The 2,448-nt window shown below is 63.3% G+C and carries 6 protein-coding genes; all 6 read left to right on the plus strand.

Annotated elements, in window-relative coordinates:
- Positions 1 to 167: 167 nt before the first annotated feature.
- Genes L6D64_RS28060 through L6D64_RS28085 form a run of 6 tightly spaced genes read left to right on the plus strand, consistent with a single transcriptional unit; the run spans position 168 to position 2,398 of the window.
- Complete coding sequence (locus L6D64_RS28060) at positions 168 to 497, plus strand: hypothetical protein (RefSeq protein WP_176509959.1); 330 nt, start codon at positions 168 to 170, stop codon at positions 495 to 497.
- Positions 494 to 703 carry a hypothetical protein gene (locus L6D64_RS28065; protein WP_176509949.1) on the plus strand — a complete coding sequence of 70 codons (210 nt, stop codon included), beginning with the start codon at positions 494 to 496 and terminating at the stop codon, positions 701 to 703. Before L6D64_RS28060 ends, L6D64_RS28065 begins: the two co-directional genes overlap by 4 nt.
- Complete coding sequence (locus L6D64_RS28070; protein WP_176509960.1) at positions 700 to 1,017, plus strand: hypothetical protein; 318 nt, start codon at positions 700 to 702, stop codon at positions 1,015 to 1,017. Before L6D64_RS28065 ends, L6D64_RS28070 begins: the two co-directional genes overlap by 4 nt.
- Positions 1,014 to 1,421 (plus strand): phage protein NinX family protein, encoded by a 408-nt coding sequence (locus tag L6D64_RS28075; protein WP_176509961.1) that lies wholly within the window; start codon positions 1,014 to 1,016, stop codon positions 1,419 to 1,421. The genes L6D64_RS28070 and L6D64_RS28075 overlap by 4 nt, the downstream gene beginning before the upstream one ends.
- On the plus strand, positions 1,418 to 1,609 hold the full coding sequence (locus L6D64_RS28080; protein WP_070572525.1) for a hypothetical protein: 192 nt from the start codon (positions 1,418 to 1,420) through the stop codon (positions 1,607 to 1,609). Before L6D64_RS28075 ends, L6D64_RS28080 begins: the two co-directional genes overlap by 4 nt.
- Positions 1,610 to 1,660: 51 nt before the next feature.
- On the plus strand, positions 1,661 to 2,398 hold the full coding sequence (locus L6D64_RS28085; protein WP_176509962.1) for a metallophosphoesterase: 738 nt from the start codon (positions 1,661 to 1,663) through the stop codon (positions 2,396 to 2,398).
- Positions 2,399 to 2,448: the final 50 nt, after the last annotated feature.

Below are 2,448 nucleotides of genomic sequence, written 5' to 3' on the forward strand. Positions count from 1 at the left end.
CCGTGGGACATGATCAAGTTCATCTACAGCGAGGCCGTGAAGGGTCTCGCGCTCCAACCGAAAGCCATACGCGTTCCATCCTGACAATAGGAGTACAAATGTACTCCAGCCGGCTGTAACCCCTCTCCCCTCTATTCACTGCCGCGAGCAAGCGGCGAGGAATCGTCATGCCTGAAGAAATCAATCTTATCCAGCCGGCGTCGGTCGCGCGCGACGAATACGGAATGTTCCAGCACCCTGACCTGCCCGATTTCGACGAGGGTGACGGCGAGAAATGCAAGGCCTGGGTCGCCCAGCAAGGCCTGCAGCTCGTCATGTTCTACCTGGAGACCGACGCACCGGAGGAGATCGCTGAGCGCTACTTCGAAGCCGGTGAACCACATTGCGGCTACTGGGAGCCAAGCAAGCCCGAAGGCGAGGGCTGGTTCTGCCTGGCTATCCACGATACCGAAGACGGGCCTGTGTGCTGGTGGGCTCGACGTGAGGTGACGCCATGAAGCGATCCCAGCTTTTCTTCTACACGTTCGCTGTCATGGCCATCCTGGCGCAGACCTTCTGTGTGGGCATGTTTGTAGGGCGCGAGACGAAATCGTGCCAATTGCAGGCCGGCAACGAGCGCCAGCTCTCCCCGCACGAAACCCAACCCGAACCTACACCCGCTGCCGCGCCGGCGGCATGGATTGATGAGAGGTATCAGCTGTGAAACTGACCGACAACGATCTGCTCTTCCTGGCTGCCAAGGCCATCGACGGTGTTTTCGATCTCCCAACCGGGTCAATCACATTCGATGGTGGGTTCGAGTACACGCAGTGGAACCCGCTGGAGGATGACGGCGATGCGCTGCGATTGGCGGTTGAGCTGGCGATCGAGATAAGCCCGTGCCCAGCCACCGATAGTGTCTTGTGCGAACCCAAGGGCAAGCCGGACGGAATCATCACCACCGAAGCGCTGGACGACTTCGGCACACGCCGCGCCATTGTTCGTGCCGCAGCTGAAATTGGCAGGGCGCAGCCATGACCGACCTGATCGAAGTCCTGATCGAAGTGAGGGTATCCAACCTGAGCGGCGCGGCGCTCGATTGGGCTGTGGCCATTGCGGAGGGCTTCGGCACAGACCCTGGGTGCCGGACCACAATCTGGCGCACCCGGACCGACCCTACCAGCGTCAGCATCCGCGGCGCGGCCGAGGGCTTCGGCTATCGCCCTTCCAGTAACTGGGAGCACGGCGGCCCGCTGATCGACAAGCACCGCGGCAGCGTCCATGGCTATCCAGGCATGGTCGGGGATGCCAGTTACAGCGGCGGCCCGGAGGGTGCGGGCATCTGGTGCGACGGCCCCACCGCACTGGTCGCGTTCTGCCGAGGATTCGTGCGCTACAAGCTGGGCGAGTTCGTCCAGGTGCCCAAGGAGCTGATGCCATGATCCCGCATACGGGCTGGCTACGGCGTCAGTTGGAATCGGCGCTGATCCTACTGGCCGCCTGGATTCTGGGTGGCCGCAACGTCACTAGGTCCGGGGTCGTCTCGCGCAGGGACAACAACGAGATGTTCGAGATGGACGGCGAACTGCGAGCCGTCGCCCGCCGTATCCGCAACCAGTACAGCAAGTAACCCCTCCCCCAACTACTCAAGCCCGCCGACATGCGCGGGCGAGGATCCTGCATGCTCGAAAACATCGAGGTGTTGCGCATCAAGCGCTTCGCCGCAAACACGGCTGGCCGCGATTTCGCGGTCGGCGATATCCACGGGCACTTCACCCGGCTGCAGGCGGCCCTGGACGCGGCCGGCTTCGATCCGTCGGTTGACCGGCTGTTCAGCGTCGGCGACCTGGTCGACCGTGGGCCAGAGTGCCGCGACGTGCTCGAATGGCTGGCCAAGCCATGGTTCCAACCGGTGCGCGGCAACCACGACGACTACGTCTGCCGGTTCGACACCTGCGACGTGGACAACTGGGTGTACAACGGCGGCGCCTGGTTCGCCGGCCTGGCATGGGATGAGCAGCGCGAGTTTGCCGCCCAGTTCCGAGAACTACCGATCGCTATTGAAGTAGAGACGCCCGGCGGACTGGTCGGGATCGTGCACGCCGACTGCCCATTCCCGTCCTGGGATCAGCTGCGGGCAGCGCTTGAAGCGCCCGAGACAGCCAAGCAGCTGAGGCTGACACAGAACACCTGCATGTGGTCGCGCAGCCGAATCGAGCTTGGCGAGACCGAAGGCGTGCACGGCCTGCGGGCGCTGGTGGTTGGCCACACCCCGCTGCACAAGCCGGCGGCGCTCGGCAACGTCATCCACATCGACACCATGGGCTGGCGGCCGCAGGACGGCGGGTACTTCACCCTGCTCAACCTGTCCAGCCTCGAAACCATTCCGCCCACACCGGCGAAGCTCAGCTGGGACTGAGCAGGGAGTCATCCATGAACCTGATCGACTGCTACGTCACGAAGATCCTC

The sequence above is a fragment of the Pseudomonas urethralis genome, from assembly GCF_021602465.1.
GTDB lineage: Bacteria > Pseudomonadota > Gammaproteobacteria > Pseudomonadales > Pseudomonadaceae > Aquipseudomonas > Aquipseudomonas vlassakiae.

What these genes read in the sequence shown, in the direction of transcription:
- L6D64_RS28060 (WP_176509959.1), top strand. Translation starts at nt 168, where the DNA reads ATGCCTGAAGAAATCAATCTTATCCAGCCGGCGTCGGTCGCGCGCGAC.
- L6D64_RS28065 (WP_176509949.1), top strand. Translation starts at nt 494, where the DNA reads ATGAAGCGATCCCAGCTTTTCTTCTACACGTTCGCTGTCATGGCCATC.
- L6D64_RS28075 (WP_176509961.1), top strand. Translation starts at nt 1,014, where the DNA reads ATGACCGACCTGATCGAAGTCCTGATCGAAGTGAGGGTATCCAACCTG.
- L6D64_RS28080 (WP_070572525.1), top strand. Translation starts at nt 1,418, where the DNA reads ATGATCCCGCATACGGGCTGGCTACGGCGTCAGTTGGAATCGGCGCTG.
- L6D64_RS28085 (WP_176509962.1), top strand. Translation starts at nt 1,661, where the DNA reads ATGCTCGAAAACATCGAGGTGTTGCGCATCAAGCGCTTCGCCGCAAAC.